Source organism: Shewanella vesiculosa (assembly GCF_009994065.1).
GTDB classification, from domain to species: Bacteria; Pseudomonadota; Gammaproteobacteria; order Enterobacterales; family Shewanellaceae; genus Shewanella; species Shewanella vesiculosa.
In genome coordinates, this window is the sequence record NZ_JAACSD010000006.1 from 221,133 (window position 1) to 235,095 (window position 13,963).

Below are 13,963 nucleotides of genomic sequence, written 5' to 3' on the forward strand. Positions count from 1 at the left end.
ACCGTCACCATTTAGTCCTTCTGTTTGCTCGTAAGCCGTGTCATGTTATTGCTCATGCTTGTGATGAGCATAGTTATGTTGACTTGCAATCCATCGGACTCTTTTTAAACGATATACTTTATTGAATGGAATACGTTTTAGCCACAATGTCGCTAAATTTAATCTTTACATAAGCCTTTATTAGCAAAATGTGAATCAGATAACATTTACACTGCTTTAAGTGTTAACTCAACGCCAGTACTGCGATACTGCGTGCTTAAAGTGGTCATCGATAACGCTACCGGAGTTTCATGGACAAGTCGTTAGAAAAGTCATTAGCCAAATGGCTCAAAAGTCAGCAATCCTCTTGTGGTATTTTCCTCAAATTATCTGTGTTGTGTGGCGTGCTAAATGGCATCGCAATAGTGGGGCAAGCCTTATTTATTGCGCAAATTTTGCAGGGGGTGATTATTGATATGGTCGCTCCCGCTGCATTGAGTCGTGAGTTCTTTGCGCTTACCGCTTTGTTATTGATACGCGCATTGTTAGCACAAGTACGTGAACGGATAAGCTTTGAGGCCGGTAAACGTTTACGTGAAGATATACGCCAAGCCGTACTTAATAAGTTAGTTGCCTTAGGGCCAGTATTTATTAAAGGAAAACCTGCTGGTGCTTGGGCAACCTTAGTATTTGAACAGGTTGAAGATTTACATGACTTTTATGCTAAATATCTACCGCAGATGATGTTAGCCGGGTTTATTCCTTTATTGATATTAGTGTGCGTGTTTCCGCTAAATTGGGCCGCGGGGATCATTTTGTTGGCTACCGCGCCATTAATTCCGCTGTTTATGATTTTAGTTGGCATGGGTGCGGCTGATGCAAATCGTAAAAATATGCAGGCGTTGTCGCGTTTAAGTGGCTACTTTATGGATCGATTAAAAGGGCTGCAAACCTTAAAGCTGTTTAATCGTGGTGAGGCTGAGTTAGTTAATATTGAACACGCCTCGGAAGATTTTCGAGCTAGAACTATGTCGGTATTACGCTTGGCTTTTCTTAGTTCAGCGGTTTTAGAGTTCTTTGCTGCTGTGTCGATTGCGGTATTGGCGGTGTATTTTGGCTTTAGTTATTTAGACCATTTAGATTTTGGTCATTATGGCGTACCCATTAGTTTATTTACCGGTATGTTTGTGCTCATTTTAGCGCCAGAGTTTTATCAACCACTGCGTGATTTAGGTACTCATTATCATGCCAAAGCTCAAGCCATAGGTGCTGCTGAAGCGCTGGTCGAGTTGCTTGATTATCAAGTCAGTACACCTACTAATGTCGAATCTACCTCAGAAACTATGGCTTTTTCTGCTAGCAGTATCAGTATTCAAGCTATTGGCGTTGAAGTGTTTAGCCTAGATGGCCAGCGTTTAGCTGGGCCGATATCCTTTACGTTACCAGCTGGTGAGCAGTGGGCGATAGTTGGCCCCAGTGGCGCAGGCAAAACCAGTTTGCTTAATGCCTTACTAGGCTTTTTACCTTATCAAGGCTCATTACTGATTAATGGTCATGAGTTATCACAGCTTAATGTGGCGCAATGGCGTCAACATCTGGCTTGGTTAGGCCAAGACCCGCAATTATTTCATGGCACTGTGAGAGAAAACGTTGCTTTGGCCAACCCACAATTGAACGATGAACAGATTATGGCGTTGCTTGAACAGGCCAATATCAGTGAGTTTGTTATCCAACATCCATTAGGGCTCGATTTAGTTATTAGTGATCAAAGTGCTGGCGTATCGGTAGGCCAAGCGCAGCGTTTTGCTTTAGCTCGGGCGTTAGCGCAACCAGCAAAGTTATTTTTATTAGATGAACCGACAGCCAGTTTAGATACTCAAAGTGAGCAATCGGTGCTGGCCGCCTTAAATACCGCGATGCAGTCGGTAACGGCATTAACTGTGACCCATAAATTAGACGATTTACACAGTATGAATTGTGTTTTGGTGATGGAGAAAGGATGCGTAGTGCAACAAGGCCATGTTAATGATTTACAACAGGTTGACGGCTTATTGTCGCAAATGATTAATCAACAACAGGAGGTGTGCTAATGTCGCAACCCGTTGACGCCACCCCGCGCAGTATTATCCAAGTATTACGCCCTTTTGTTGCTTTGTTTCGCCGCCAGTGGTTGATGATGTTAGTCGGACTGTTACTCACATTTATCACTTTACTGACAGGGATTGGTTTATTGTCATTATCTGGCTGGTTTTTATCTGCCAGTGCTGTAGCGGGGTTGACGGTAGTAACCGCGCAAACGTTTAACTTTTTCACTCCTGCCGGAGGGGTGCGATTTTTCTCTATCGCCCGCACGGCAAGCCGTTACGGTGAGCGCTTAGCCACCCATGAAGCAACCTTTAAATTGTTGACCCAATTGCGTGTTTGGGCATGGAATAAATTGTTGCCTTTGAGTGCGGCTAACTTACAAGGTTTACGCAGCGGAGATTTACTCAATCGTTTAGTGGCGGATATTGATACCTTAGATCACCTCTATTTACGCCTGCTTACTCCAATGGCCGCGTCCTTGATGATGATTGGCACTTTGTTGGTATTTCTTGGATGGTTTGATAGCCATTTAGCCTTGAGTTTATGTGCTTTATTACTGGCTGCTTGGCTTATCTTACCACTGGTATTTTATTATTTAGGTAAGGCACCAGGACAAGTACTGATGCAGGCACAAAGGCAATATCGAATAGAGTTGCTCGATGTTATTCAGGGGCAAGCTGAGCTAAGTATATTTGGCGCTAATCAGCGCTATTTGGCTAAGCTTGAGCAAGCACAGCACAGTTTATTTAGCCAGCAAACGACGATGGCCAATATCACTGGCTTAAGCCAAGCGTTATTGATATTAATCAATGGCACTGCCGTTGTGCTTATGTTGTATTTTGCCGGTCAAGGTGTGGGTGAGCTCTCGCCTCCAGGACCTTTGATGGCGCTTATGGTATTTGCCACTATGGCCAGCCTTGAAATGATGATGCCGATAGCGGGTGCATTTCAACATTTATCAAGCACAGTACTTGCCGCGCGACGGGTGACTGAAATTACCGAGCAAACACCGAGTGTAGTATTTAATCTTAATAGTGATTTGCAAGCCTATCATGGGGCCTTGCAGATCACTGATATTCACTTTGGTTATCATAGCCATTCTCCGGTGTTGCAAGGCTTAGATTTGAGCATTCATGCCGGTGAGAAAGTTGCTATTTTGGGCCCTACAGGGTGTGGTAAATCAAGTTTATTGGGATTGATTACCCGTGATTGGGCGGCGCAGCAGGGAGCGATTACGCTTGATGGTCAACCAATAAGTGGCTATAGCGATATTAATTTACGGGCAGCAATGACTGTTGTAAGCCAACGTATTTATCTGTTTTCCGGTACCTTACGTGACAATTTAGCTTTGGCGTTGCCGTACTTACAAGGCGAAACCAAAAAAGCCCATGATCAACGTTTTATTGAAGTATTAGATAAAGTGGGCCTGCAAACCTTGTTGCAAGGTGATACACCATTAGATTGCTGGATAGGTGAAGGCGGCCGGCAATTATCCGGTGGCGAACAGCGCAGAATTGGCGTAGCTCGAGCACTATTACGTGATGCACCTTTGTTACTGCTAGATGAGCCGACAGAAGGACTTGATAAACGAACTGAGCGTGAGATTCTTAAAGTGTTACTCGATTTTGCTCAGCACAAAACGCTATTAATGATCAGCCACCGTTTAACGGCTTTAGAGCAAATGGATGCCGTGTACCTGTTAGAACAAGGCCGATTGATACGGCAATCTAACTGATTCATGTAAGGTTATTGTTGGGCTTAAATGTTATCCGGCATTCACTATACTCTTTCATTTTACTGGTGTTTTGCGCGGATATGTTAAGGGGGAATACCTTAATTGGCCATAGATTTAAGGTGAGTATTTGTGCCTAGGATTGTGGCCACCAAGCCGCGTGACCAAGTTTGAATGTACAAACCATTTTGACATTAAAATTACATAAATTGTTTTATCCTGAATGATAAATTGACCGGGTTCACATTTTTGCTATTCAGTTATGTTTCAAAATTACAGTCCTCGCCCGGAGTGTGATCTTAGTTACTATATTAGTAGTTGCAAACATATAACATTAGCTATCGAATATTTTTAGATGGTGAATGTGATGGCTGGTGTTACCAATCCAGTAATAACTATTAAGCGCGGACTTGATATCCCGATTGCTGGAGAACCGCTGCAGCAAATCGATGACGCCCCTAAAACGACCCAAGTTGCGTTAATTGGTGAGGAATATGTGGGTTTAAAACCAACGATGTTGGTTGAAGTCGGCGATAAGGTCGTCAAAGGCCAAGTGCTGTTTGAAGACAAGAAAACCCCTGGCGTATTATTTACCGCGCCTGCAAGCGGAGTTGTTTGCGCGATTAATCGCGGAGACCGTCGCGTACTGCAGTCGGTGGTGATTGATTGCGATGCTAAGCAAGATCCTGCCATTATTCTTGGATCAGTCGATATTCATGCGCTATCAAATCAAACCGTTAAAGACGGTTTAGTTCGCAGTGGTTTATGGACCGCGTTGCGGACACGTCCTTTTTCTCGCGTACCTCAATTAGATGTCGCTCCTGCTGGTATATTTGTTACCGCTGTTGATACTAATCCTCTGGCGCCAGACCCACGGGTCATCATTGCCACTCAAGCACAGGCTTTTCAAGCTGGATTATTTGCCTTAACGTTTTTGACAAGCGGTCAAGTGTATTTATGCCAAGACGATGGTGCCTCATTATTAGCTGATGCAGCTAGCGAATACGACTTATCAAAAGTGAGTGTGCACCGCTTTAACGGCGTGCATCCGGCCGGATTAGTCGGCACCCACATTCATTATTTGTTACCCGCCAGTATTGAACGCCAAGTATGGCATGTGGGTTATCAAGACGTGATCGCCTTTGGCAAACTGTTTTTAACTGGCGAGCTGTATACCGATCGCATCGTGGCATTAGCTGGCCCTAACGTGTTAAAACCACGACTAGTGCGCACCCAAATGGGCGCCAAACTCAGTGAATGGGTTACAGATGAAATTAATCAACAACAATCACGGATAGTGTCGGGTTCAGTGTTGTCTGGCCATACCGCGGTAGACGTTTATGATTATCTTGGCCGATTCCATAATCAAATCAGTGTATTGACTGAAAATGAACGTCAAGAATTGTTGCCTTGGGTTCGCCACGATAGCAGTAAGTTTTCCCTTACCGGCATCATGATGTCAGGTTTTAGTCATACCAAAAAACTCTTCGATTTTACCACCCATGCTGGTGGATCTCCGCGCGCAATGATGGCCTATGGCCAACTCGCCCGCGTAATGCCATTAGATATTTTACCCATCTTATTAGTACGCGATTTAGTGGTGCGAGATACCGATGAAGCGCAATTGCTTGGCGCATTAGAACTCGACGAAGAAGATTTAGCCTTGTGTACCTTTGTGTGCCCAGGAAAATATGACTTTGGCAAAGAACTTCGTGCTTGCCTAGATATTATCGAGAGGGAAGGTTAATGAGTCAGCAACAGAAAAAGCCCAGCAAACAAGACAGCTATTACGCTCATGGCGACTCGATGCGCAGCTATTTACGATCGTTGTGGATCGCCAATGGCCGCAGCACCAAAGGTGATGTACATATTCGTGATGCTATTGATGTTAAACGTACTATGCACATTGTGGGCATGTGTTTATTCCCTGCCATGTTAGTGGGTATGTACAACATTGGTCTGCAAGCTCAAATGGCTATTATTGCCGGGGCAACACAGCCGGATGTATGGCAACTTGCCTTTTATAATTTATTGTTCGGCTCACTCACAGAAAGCGCAGGCTTGATCAGTTTGTTCGCCTATGGTGCCAGTTTTTATGTGCCATTTTACTTAACGGCGTTGGTGGTCAGTTTGATGTGGGAAGTGGTGTTTGCCAAAGTGCGCCGCCAAGAACTGCACGAAGGCTTCTTTATCACTGCGTTACTGTTCTCACTCATTTTACCGATATCGACACCTTTATGGATTGTGGCTTTAGGTCTTAGTTTTGGGGTGGTCGTGGCCAAAGAAATGTTTGGTGGCATGGGGTATAACTTTTTAAACCCTGCGTTAGCAGGCTATGCGTTTATTTATTTTGCATATCCAACAGAGGTGGTGGCGTTAGGTCAGTTTGTGGCCGTTGATGGCTTTTCTGGTGCCACCACATTAACCCTTACCGCGGCAAAAAAATTAAGCTTTATCGATGTGAGTTGGTTTAGCGTGTTGACCGACACTAGCTGGTGGAATGCCTTTTTAGGCTTTACCCCAGGCGCGGTTGGTGAAACCAGCACCTTAGCCATTTTAATTGGTGGCGGTATTTTATTACTGACTCGCGTAGCTGATTGGCGTGTGGTAGCTGGTGTGATGCTGGGAATGATCATTACCGTGGTGCTGTTTAACTACTTTGGTTCTAGCCGAAATCCGATGGCGGCAATGCCGTGGACATGGCACTTAGTCACTGGTGGTTTTGCATTGGGAATGATGTTTATGGCCACCGATCCAGTAACGGCATCATATACCCGTAAAGCCAAGTTTGCTTATGGTTTTATGATTGGTTTTATGACCATTATTATTCGCTTACTGAATACAAAAATGCCCGAGGGCATTATGTTGGCTATTTTGTTTACTAATTTATGGGCACCGTTATTCGACTACTTAGTCGCACGTGCCAATATTAAACGGAGACTAAAACGTCATGGCCATTAAGAAAGATAGCATCGCTGGAACAATGGTTTTTATTATCATTTTAAGTCTAGTTTGCTCATTTATGATCACAGGTACCGTTGAGATCTTAAAAGAGCGTAAGTTGGCTAAAAAGCGTGAAGAAGTGCAGCAGTTTGTGTTAAAGGCAGCAGATATCGACATTAGCCAAGGTGACTTTAGTGAGTTATTTGCTCAACGAGTGAAACCTAAGATGGTTAACTTAGCGACCGGCAAGGTCACTGAAAAAGCCAATTTACTAGATTTTGACGAACGCATGGCATCGATTAACCCAGAAACGTCTATCAAGCCGAAAAAGGATATCGCCAAAATTAAAACCATGGCGACTGACATTCGTATTTTTGAGGTGTATGACACTAATGGTCAACTTGCCAGCATTGTTATGCCGATTTATGGCAAAGGTTTATGGTCGATTATTTACGGTTATATGGCGATAAAACCCGACTTAAACACTATCGAAAATATCGTGTTTTATGAACATGGTGAAACCCCTGGTATTGCAGATTTCATTACCGACCCACAGTGGTTAGCTTTGTGGCAAGGTAAAAAGCTATTTGATGATAAAGGTAAAATTGCCATTAAAGTGATTAAAGGCGGCGCCAAAGACGGTGACATTCACGGTATTGATGGCGTAAGTGGTGCTACTCGTTCAGGTGTTGGCATTCAGCGCTTAGTCGAGTTTTGGTTTGGCGTAGAAGGATACCAAACCTATCTACACACGTTAGCTGCGGAGGGTAAGTAAATGAGTAATACCACTTCAACTCGCGAGATCCTGACATCACCTATTTTTGCTAATAATCCAGTGGCAATGCAGGTATTAGGTGTCTGTTCGGCTTTAGCGGTCAGTAATTCGATGCAAACCGCATTCGTCATGACACTTGCTGTGACCTTTGTGTTGGTATTTTCTAACTTGATTATCTCCAGTATCCGCAATTTTATTCCTAATAGTGTACGGATCATTGCGCAAATGACGGTGATTGCCTCGTTGGTGATTATTGTCGATATGGTGTTACAAGATGTGGCGTATGAATTGTCAAAACAGCTGTCGGTGTTTGTCAGTTTGATCATCACTAACTGTATCATTATGGGCCGCGCAGAAGCCTTTGCCATGAAACATCCTCCTCACTTAGCCGTATTTGATGCCTTGGGCAATGCCTTGGGTTATGGCTTAATTTTAATGGGAGTAGCGTTTATTCGTGAGCTTCTGGGGCGTGGCAGTTTGTTTGGTCACAGCATATTTACCACTATTGAAAATGGCGGTTGGTATCTTGCCAATGAGATGTTCACTTTACCACCCAGCGCGTTCTTTTTAATTGGCGTGATGATTTGGGTCATTAAAATCATTCAGCGTAAGCGCGGATAAGGAAACAGCATGGAACACTATCTTAATTTATTTATCCAAGCGGCGTTTATCGACAATATGGCGCTGTCATTTTTCTTGGGTATGTGCACTTTTTTAGCCGTGTCGAAAAAGGTTTCTACTGCATTTGGTTTAGGCGTTGCAGTGATTGTGGTCATGGTGCTGGCTGTGCCATTAAACCAAATTATCTACGTCAATATCTTAGCCCCAGGCGCATTAGCTTGGGCTGGGTTTCCTGAGCTGAATTTAAGCTATTTACAGTTGATTACCTTTATTGGGGTAATCGCTGCGTTGGTGCAAATTTTAGAAATGTTTTTAGACCGTTATATTCCAACGTTATATCAGTCATTGGGGATCTTTTTGCCGTTATTAACGGTGAATTGTGCCATTTTCGCTGGGGTCATTTTTATGGCTAACCGTGACTATAACTTTACTGAGTCTGTGGTATTTGCGGCGGGTTCAGCTGTGGGTTGGGCGATGGCGATTGTGTTATTAGCGGGATTGCGTGAGCGAATGAAGTTTCATGCTATTCCTGATGGGTTACAAGGTATTGGTATCACCTTTATTACCACCGGCTTGATGGCTCTGGGCTTTATGTCATTTGCGGGCATTACGTTATAACGCAGTAAAGAGAAGGGTTATTTAATGGAAATGGCAATAGGTATTGGCATGTTTACCATAGTGGTAAGTTTGCTAGTGGTGGTAATTTTAGCTGCCAAAAGTAAGTTAGTGAACACTGATGATATTACAATCAGCATTAATGGTGATGCCAGCAAAAGTGTACGAACTCCTGCGGGTGACAAGCTATTGGGCGCATTATCTGGGCAGAATATTTTTATTCCATCGGCTTGCGGTGGTGGTGGTACTTGTGGCCAATGCCGCGTGAAAGTGAAATCCGGCGGTGGTGATATTTTAGCGACTGAACTTGATCATATTACTAAAAAAGAAGCCAAAGATGGTTGCCGATTGGCTTGCCAAGTCACAGTGCGAACCGACATGGATCTTGAAGTTGATGAAGAAATTTTTGGGGTTAAAAAATGGCAATGTGAGGTTATTTCAAATAATAACCAAGCGACATTTATTAAAGAACTGTTATTAAAAATCCCCGACGGTGAAGAGGTATTATTTAAAGCAGGTGGCTACATTCAAATTGAAGCTCCGGCCCATGAAGTACGTTATGCCGATTTTGATATTCCAGAGGAGTATCGTGGTGACTGGGTTAAGTACGGTTTGTTTGATTTAGTGTCTACCGTTGATGAAGACGTATTACGGGCTTATTCAATGGCCAATTACCCCGATGAAAAGGGGATGATAATGCTAAACGTGCGTATTGCAACGCCGCCTAAAGCAGGTATGGCACCAGGTAAAATGTCGTCGTATATTTTTAATTTAAAAGCGGGCGATAAGGTGACCATTTCTGGCCCATTTGGTGAGTTTTTTGTCAAAGAAACCGATGCTGAAATGGTGTTTGTTGGTGGTGGTGCTGGTATGGCACCGATGCGGTCGCATATTTTTAATCAGCTAAAAAGTGTCAAAACCAAGCGCAAAATGAGCTTTTGGTATGGTGCTCGTTCAACTCGTGAAGTGTTCTATCAGCAAGATTTTGATCAACTAGCCGCTGAAAACGACAACTTTGTATGGCATGTTGCTTTGTCTGATCCACTTCCTGAAGATAACTGGACGGGTTATACCGGCTTTATTCATAATGTGTTATTCGAAAACTACTTAAAGCAGCATAAAGCGCCAGAAGACTGCGAATTTTATATGTGTGGCCCTCCGATTATGAACGCATCAGTGATAGCCATGCTAGAAAGTTTAGGGGTTGAGTCGGAAAATATCTTACTTGATGACTTTGGCGATTAGTTGTTGTGTGATGAGTGCCTTATGGGGCAATCCTGTGCAGGCTTGTGGCGTAAAAGGCTGGTTTAATAATCAACTGGTTTAATAACGCACTCGTCAATCACCATCTCGTTAGTCACAGAGTACTCATATTAACGCGCTAATAAAAATCCCCATACTGTTTTAACAGTTTGGGGATTTTTAGTCATAGAGGTAAACAAAGGATTATCGTTCAGAACATGCTAAACGCATCACCTCGGCTTTGCTAAAACTAAGTACGTTACCGTTTTGTTCAGTAAGCAGTAAATTTTCGCGAGCATAACGCTTAATCGTAGTAGGGCTTTTGTCGAGTATTTCACAGACTTCATTTAAGGTTAAATCGTTATCATCACTCATGCTCATTCTCCTTACGTTATGGTTATCTTTACCCGTTACGTTATTAACATTGAACAACATGTGTATTAACTTGTCATAAACGTACCTAGTTGTCGAGAGTAGTCTTAATAACGATGCATCATGGCATTATTGATGATCTGAGTCGCAGGGGCTACCTGAGGCTTTAACGCGACCTGATACATCGACTCTGCGACCATTTTCGCATCAATGGGTTGATATTGACGAAGAGGTCCGATAAATAAAAATGATAGGCCACCAAAAATGGTTTGGCCAATATCTTCCAGTAAACGCCTATTCGTTCGCGGTCCTAATAATAAGCTCGGTTGAAAAATATTCAGAACGGGTAAAGATAATGCCTTCAGTGCTTGCTCGACTTCACCTTTAATTCGATTATAAAACACAGTTGATTTAGCGTCCGCGCCCGATGCGGTTACCACCATAAATTTAAGCGCAGGATTCGCTTGTGCTTGGCAGAGTTTCGCAAACGCTACTACGGCTAATTTATCGACTTGTATAAAGGCCTCTTCACTGCCAGCTTGTTTGATTGTGGTGCCCAAACAGCAAAATGCATGATCAACTTTTTCGTCCAAGGTAAGCTCATGTAACTCATCAAGTTGGCAGCCAATAAACTGCACCTTTTGCTCACCAAATTGGTGTTCTACTAAATTTGGTTCCGAACGGCCAATGACCAAGACTTTACTGTACTGTTCACTTTCAATGATGCGAGTTAACAAGGCATTACCTACTAACCCCGTCGCACCTATAATTGCTGCAATCATATAATCCTTTAGAAAGCTAAACACACTGGCTAAACTCTAATCTGTCGTCTTAACGGTTTCAATAAGAATATTTTAATCGTTATTATTGTTCGGTTTGCTCACACGATATTAGTCCCCTAAACGTGAGCGTTGACTCGAGAGGGTTAAGATTTTTAGCCTATTTAGCTGCACGACAAAACCTAGATTGATTTTATGGGTGAGATGCTTGGAGGGTTATTTGTCTGGGGTGGAGCACTCATTGTGCCTAAGTACGGTTATTTAGATGGCCTTGAGATAACCCATGGCATAATGAGGCGATAAAAAAAGCGCCCAAAGGCGCTTTATAAGCAAACATCTCACTCAATTAACTCACATCAGTCATATAACGATGGGGTATCTTCGGTTGGACGAGTTTTAAAACGACGATGTAGCCACATATATTGAGCTTTATTACGGCTAATCAGCTGTTCAACAATCTGGTTACCACGAATGGCGTCGTCTGTTTCATTGTCGCCAGGAAAATTCTCTAAAGGCGGCATGATTTCAAGGGTATAGCCTTTATCATCGCTATTACGTTCAACAAAAAAAGGCACCACATTGGCTTTACCGAGTCTTGCCAGTGACGTTGCGCCTGTAATTGTGGCGGCATCGGGGACGCCAAAAAAGGGGATAAATACGGCGCTCGAACGACCAAAATCTTGATCGGCGGTGTACCAAATAACATCAGGACTGCGCAAACTGCGGATCATTTGCCGAACGTCACGTTTAGGCACTAAGCCTTTGTTTGAACGTAAGCGACCTTTAACTTGTAAGTATTCCATCACCGGATTGTTATGTGGACGATACACGCCAATTCCCGGAGCAAACTGGCCAAATATTCGCGCGCCCATTTCAAGTGGTAAACAATGCACTGCAAATAAAATCACCCCTTTGCCATTGTCTAAACTTTGGCTAACATGCTCAGTGCCTTTAATGGTCATGTGTTGTTGCACGCGTTCATTTGACCACCACCATGCGTTAATGGTGTCAAATACCGCTTTACCGGTTTCTTCAAAAGTCCGTTCAAGCAGTTGCTGTTTGTCAGCATCGCTCATATCTGGAAAGCATAAATCGATATTACGCTTAGCGGTGTGGGTTCTTCCGCCCGCCACTTTCATGACTAATCGACCAATACCACGGCCGATTTTCATTTGCCAAGACAGAGGTAATAGCAAAGTTAAACGCATTAAACCGACGCCAAACCATATAGGCCAGTGTTTAGGATGATATAAATCAGAAGAAAATTCGGCTTTCTCGACCACGGACAACTCGTCTAGTTCACAAAAATTATTTGTTATTCTACCTCATATTTTGATGAAAATTAGGTACAATCACGGTTAAATTTTACAAGACAGCGAATACACCATGAAGGTTTCTCTCCCAGCTTTTGAAAATGCGCGCGTTTTAGTGATCGGCGATGTGATGTTAGATCGCTATTGGGTAGGCCCTACGGGACGCATTTCCCCCGAAGCCCCTGTACCTGTTGTTAAAATTAATCAAATTGAAGATAGACCCGGCGGCGCCGCCAACGTGGCATTAAACATTGCGACATTAGGTGGACATGTCCAGTTAGCGGGCATTGTTGGTCAAGATGAAACCGCACAAGCATTAACCCAAGGGGTAAAAGTGTTTGGCGTTGAACCGCAGTGGTTAACGGTAGCAGACAAGCCGACGATTACTAAATTGCGGGTATTGTCACGTAATCAGCAGTTGATCCGCTTAGATTTTGAAGAGCAATTTGATAAAGCCACGAGCCAAGCATTATTCGCCCAAAGCGAAGCCATTTTAGATAATATTGACGTATTGGTGCTGTCAGATTACGCCAAAGGTGCTATCGATGAACCGAAAGAGTTTATCGCTAAAGCTCGTGCTAAAGGGGTAACCGTTTTAGTTGACCCTAAGGGACATGATTTTGCCCGTTATCATGGTGCATCATTAATAACCCCCAATATGAGTGAGTTTGAAGCGGTTGTTGGTAGCGTTACTAGCGAAGATGATTTAATCGAAAAAGCCCAAAAACTGATTAAGTTACACGATTTTGGCGCGATTTTAGTCACTCGTTCAGAAAAGGGTATGACGTTAGTGTCGCAAGACCAACCAGAATTGCACATCCCAACCGTTGCCCGTGAGGTTCACGATGTTACGGGGGCTGGTGATACGGTGATTTCTGCTTTAGCAACTTCGATTGCCGCAGGTGCAACTTTGGCGCAAGCTTGCGCGATTGCCAATACTGCCGCAGGTGTGGTTGTGGGTAAGTTAGGTACATCAACGGTAAGCCGTATTGAACTGATTCAGGCACTGGCGCTTAATCATGGCGAGTCTGGCTTTGGCGTAATGACTGAAGATCAATTAGCTTATGCCATGGATCAGGCCCGTTTACGCGGTGAGCGCATTGTCATGACCAATGGGTGTTTTGATATTCTCCATGCTGGCCATGTGAGCTATTTACAACAAGCCAAAGCCTTGGGCGATCGTCTTATCGTGGCTGTGAATGATGATAGCTCGGTAACACGCTTAAAAGGCCCAGGACGTCCGGTTAACCCTGTTGATCGTCGCATGGCTGTGTTAGCGGGACTCGCATCGGCAGATTGGGTTGTGCCATTCTCTGAAGATACACCACAACGGATTATTGCGCGCTTGTTACCCGATGCATTGGTTAAAGGTGGCGATTATAAAGTGGAAGACATTGCGGGCGGGGCTGAAGTCATTGCCGCTGGCGGTAAGGTTGAGGTGCTTGGATTTGAAGATGGGGTGTCCACTACTGCCATTATTCAAAATATTATGTCACAAAAGTAGTCG

At 43.7% G+C, this 13,963-nt stretch carries 12 protein-coding genes; 9 read left to right on the forward strand and 3 right to left on the reverse strand.

Annotated features, from left to right (window positions below; genetic code table 11):
* Positions 1 to 290 precede the first annotated feature (290 nt).
* The 8 genes from cydD (at position 291) to nqrF (ending at position 9,995) form a co-directional block, all read left to right on the forward strand.
* Positions 291 to 2,069, forward strand: coding sequence for a heme ABC transporter permease/ATP-binding protein CydD (gene cydD / locus GW828_RS06995; protein ID WP_273058230.1), 1,779 nt, complete (start codon positions 291 to 293; stop codon positions 2,067 to 2,069).
* A 35-nt stretch (positions 2,070 to 2,104) separates the two neighbouring features.
* Positions 2,105 to 3,799 carry a heme ABC transporter ATP-binding protein/permease CydC gene (cydC, locus tag GW828_RS07000; protein ID WP_273058393.1) on the forward strand — a complete coding sequence of 565 codons (1,695 nt, stop codon included), beginning with the start codon at positions 2,105 to 2,107 and terminating at the stop codon, positions 3,797 to 3,799.
* Positions 3,800 to 4,163: 364 nt separating this feature from the next.
* Positions 4,164 to 5,543 (forward strand): Na(+)-translocating NADH-quinone reductase subunit A, encoded by a 1,380-nt coding sequence (locus tag GW828_RS07005; protein ID WP_124015410.1) that lies wholly within the window; start codon positions 4,164 to 4,166, stop codon positions 5,541 to 5,543.
* Positions 5,543 to 6,757, forward strand: coding sequence for an NADH:ubiquinone reductase (Na(+)-transporting) subunit B (locus GW828_RS07010; protein ID WP_182697600.1), 1,215 nt, complete (start codon positions 5,543 to 5,545; stop codon positions 6,755 to 6,757). The genes GW828_RS07005 and GW828_RS07010 overlap by 1 nt, the downstream gene beginning before the upstream one ends.
* Positions 6,747 to 7,514, forward strand: a complete 768-nt coding sequence (locus GW828_RS07015; protein WP_182697599.1) for a Na(+)-translocating NADH-quinone reductase subunit C — start codon at positions 6,747 to 6,749, stop codon at positions 7,512 to 7,514. The genes GW828_RS07010 and GW828_RS07015 overlap by 11 nt, the downstream gene beginning before the upstream one ends.
* Complete coding sequence (locus GW828_RS07020; RefSeq protein WP_124015413.1) at positions 7,515 to 8,135, forward strand: NADH:ubiquinone reductase (Na(+)-transporting) subunit D; 621 nt, start codon at positions 7,515 to 7,517, stop codon at positions 8,133 to 8,135.
* Between the two features lie 9 nt (positions 8,136 to 8,144).
* Positions 8,145 to 8,753, forward strand: coding sequence for an NADH:ubiquinone reductase (Na(+)-transporting) subunit E (gene nqrE / locus GW828_RS07025; protein ID WP_124015414.1), 609 nt, complete (start codon positions 8,145 to 8,147; stop codon positions 8,751 to 8,753).
* A gap of 24 nt (positions 8,754 to 8,777) precedes the next feature.
* On the forward strand, positions 8,778 to 9,995 hold the full coding sequence (gene nqrF / locus GW828_RS07030) for an NADH:ubiquinone reductase (Na(+)-transporting) subunit F (protein WP_124015415.1): 1,218 nt from the start codon (positions 8,778 to 8,780) through the stop codon (positions 9,993 to 9,995).
* Positions 9,996 to 10,196: 201 nt separating this feature from the next.
* On the opposite strand, the gene GW828_RS07035 is transcribed toward nqrF, so the two are convergent.
* The 3 genes from GW828_RS07035 to GW828_RS07045 all read right to left on the reverse strand — a co-directional run bounded on the left by GW828_RS07035 (position 10,197) and on the right by GW828_RS07045 (position 12,426).
* Positions 10,197 to 10,367, reverse strand: a complete 171-nt coding sequence (locus GW828_RS07035; protein ID WP_124015416.1) for a helix-turn-helix domain-containing protein — start codon at positions 10,365 to 10,367, stop codon at positions 10,197 to 10,199.
* Positions 10,368 to 10,471: 104 nt separating this feature from the next.
* Positions 10,472 to 11,146 (reverse strand): Rossmann-fold NAD(P)-binding domain-containing protein, encoded by a 675-nt coding sequence (locus GW828_RS07040; RefSeq protein ID WP_273058224.1) that lies wholly within the window; start codon positions 11,144 to 11,146, stop codon positions 10,472 to 10,474.
* Positions 11,147 to 11,499: 353 nt separating this feature from the next.
* The gene (locus tag GW828_RS07045) at positions 11,500 to 12,426 is read right to left on the reverse strand and encodes an LpxL/LpxP family Kdo(2)-lipid IV(A) lauroyl/palmitoleoyl acyltransferase (RefSeq protein ID WP_273058222.1); all 927 of its coding nucleotides are present in this window, start codon (positions 12,424 to 12,426) and stop codon (positions 11,500 to 11,502) included.
* 103 nt (positions 12,427 to 12,529) lie between these two features.
* On the opposite strand from GW828_RS07045, the gene hldE reads away from it, so the two are divergent.
* Positions 12,530 to 13,960 carry a bifunctional D-glycero-beta-D-manno-heptose-7-phosphate kinase/D-glycero-beta-D-manno-heptose 1-phosphate adenylyltransferase HldE gene (hldE, locus tag GW828_RS07050; protein ID WP_124015419.1) on the forward strand — a complete coding sequence of 477 codons (1,431 nt, stop codon included), beginning with the start codon at positions 12,530 to 12,532 and terminating at the stop codon, positions 13,958 to 13,960.
* The last annotated feature ends 3 nt before the right edge of the window (positions 13,961 to 13,963 follow it).

What these genes read in the sequence shown, in the direction of transcription:
- nqrE (WP_124015414.1), top strand. Translation starts at nt 8,145, where the DNA reads ATGGAACACTATCTTAATTTATTTATCCAAGCGGCGTTTATCGACAAT.
- GW828_RS07020 (WP_124015413.1), top strand. Translation starts at nt 7,515, where the DNA reads ATGAGTAATACCACTTCAACTCGCGAGATCCTGACATCACCTATTTTT.
- GW828_RS07005 (WP_124015410.1), top strand. Translation starts at nt 4,164, where the DNA reads ATGGCTGGTGTTACCAATCCAGTAATAACTATTAAGCGCGGACTTGAT.
- GW828_RS07040 (WP_273058224.1), bottom strand. Translation starts at nt 11,146, where the DNA reads ATGATTGCAGCAATTATAGGTGCGACGGGGTTAGTAGGTAATGCCTTG.
- cydD (WP_273058230.1), top strand. Translation starts at nt 291, where the DNA reads ATGGACAAGTCGTTAGAAAAGTCATTAGCCAAATGGCTCAAAAGTCAG.
- nqrF (WP_124015415.1), top strand. Translation starts at nt 8,778, where the DNA reads ATGGAAATGGCAATAGGTATTGGCATGTTTACCATAGTGGTAAGTTTG.
- GW828_RS07015 (WP_182697599.1), top strand. Translation starts at nt 6,747, where the DNA reads ATGGCCATTAAGAAAGATAGCATCGCTGGAACAATGGTTTTTATTATC.
- hldE (WP_124015419.1), top strand. Translation starts at nt 12,530, where the DNA reads ATGAAGGTTTCTCTCCCAGCTTTTGAAAATGCGCGCGTTTTAGTGATC.
- GW828_RS07035 (WP_124015416.1), bottom strand. Translation starts at nt 10,367, where the DNA reads ATGAGTGATGATAACGATTTAACCTTAAATGAAGTCTGTGAAATACTC.
- GW828_RS07010 (WP_182697600.1), top strand. Translation starts at nt 5,543, where the DNA reads ATGAGTCAGCAACAGAAAAAGCCCAGCAAACAAGACAGCTATTACGCT.